Source organism: Vreelandella olivaria, assembly GCF_023507745.1.
In the GTDB taxonomy this organism is placed as follows: domain Bacteria; phylum Pseudomonadota; class Gammaproteobacteria; order Pseudomonadales; family Halomonadaceae; genus Vreelandella; species Vreelandella olivaria_A.
In genome coordinates this window covers 1-1,559 of record NZ_JALPZO010000176.1, presented here as the reverse complement: position 1 = coordinate 1,559, position 1,559 = coordinate 1, and the positions used below count along the sequence as shown (strand labels likewise).

Annotated in this window: 2 protein-coding genes; both read left to right on the top strand. The window is 61.3% G+C overall.

Going from position 1 to position 1,559, the window contains the following annotated elements:
* The coding region (locus HP566_RS20845; RefSeq protein WP_249979220.1) for a hypothetical protein at positions 1-422 on the top strand (422 nt) is incomplete at its 5' end.
* On the top strand, positions 400-1,559 hold a 1,160-nt coding region (locus HP566_RS20840), incomplete at its 3' end, for a hypothetical protein (RefSeq protein ID WP_249979219.1). The genes HP566_RS20845 and HP566_RS20840, both read left to right, overlap by 23 nt.

The window sequence follows — 1,559 nt, the reverse complement described above, 5'->3', positions numbered from 1 at the left end:
TCACCGAGTACCAGCGCTTTGGCGAACGGGTGCAGTCAAGAATCAGCCAAGCACTCGCCCGGTCACTCACCGCCGGTTTTCCGCATGCCGACGCTCAGGAACGTTTGACGGCCGTCGAAACGGCCACGGAGTTAGGCACGTGCCACGGCCTGACATCAAAAAAACAGATCAAAACGCTCGCCAAGTGCCTGCTCATGTTCGGCAACGACTTTCCTCAACGCTATCCAGAGGTCGCTGCGGTGTTAAGCGACGCGGGCAGGCAGGCGTGGCAAAAACGGCACGTTATCGAAGAGTGGATACCCCGTGCACGAGCACAGTGTGACTTTACACAACGGATGGCAGCGTTACGTGAACATCACATGACCTGGCGTAAAGACACCCCCTACCAGGGAGCATCCAATGACGTATACCCCAATCGCTGAAGATCTGATGCACATTCTTGCATTGGATGGAGAACGCTTCTCAGAGGGGGAGCGCCGTAGCCTTGAAAATGAACTCCTCAAAGCCCTTGAACGCAGAGGCGATAACGGCGCCAGTGGGGCAGAAGGTACCGTGATGAAGGCCTGGGTCGATCGCTGGGTCGAACTAGGCGGAAACGATGGTCAACCGCTCACCGGTAGTGTTTTGCCGCCCGAGCCGGGGGATGGCGACATCCTCGACCCGGACTTTGCCGCAGTGTGTGTCAAATGCCACTCCCATGAGCCCTGCTGCCTGATGGCCGGGACGATCTCGGACAGCACCGACCGCACCCGCCAGATTACCTGGCCCCCCAGCACCATCGAGACAGGGGAGCAGTGCCGCATGGCCACCACCCTGTTGGTGGTGGCCAAGGAGCAGCACGGGATGCACCTGGCCGCCAGGGTACAAGCCGAGTGGGAAGGCCAGGATTGCCAGGCAGGCCACCTGGACCGCCCACGGTTGAACACAACAGGCTTAACCGATGGCCGTCGCCGCCTTGAAGAGCGTCAGGTAGACGTCGCCACCGGCTACCACCAGGCACTCAACATGACCATGGCGCTACGCCAGTACGTCCCCGAAAATGTACTGCACGCACTGTTTGCCATGGATGCGGTGCTTGCCATTGCCTCGACCGTAAAAGGTGCCACAGGTGCCACCTTTACCCCCAAACAGTGCGTAACGGATACCTCGATGGGGACGCCCTGCCGGGTGATACCACTGCCCTACGTCAAGCTGGATGGCAAGCTGGAACTGGCCAGCCGTATCGGCTTTTCGACCGCGGGGGTCTCCGCGTCTGCAGAGGCCAAAGGCAGCCTCACCGGCCAATTCGCCAGCTACGCACTACACGCCGAAGGGCAAGCCGGTGGCGAGGCCAACACCGGCCAGGCAATCGACGGCGGCAGCGACGCACCGGGGCTGATCGGCACCCTGGCCAGCATCATCCGCACCATGGACCACTATGTCGCCGTGGGCAACCACCGGGAACGGCCAAGGCGGGATCGCACCCAGTACGCCTCCGGCATACAGCTCAGCAAATCGCTGACCTTCGAACCGAAGGGCGTCGAACTGACCGCCCTCAGCGGCACGCCGGATTTACAGCT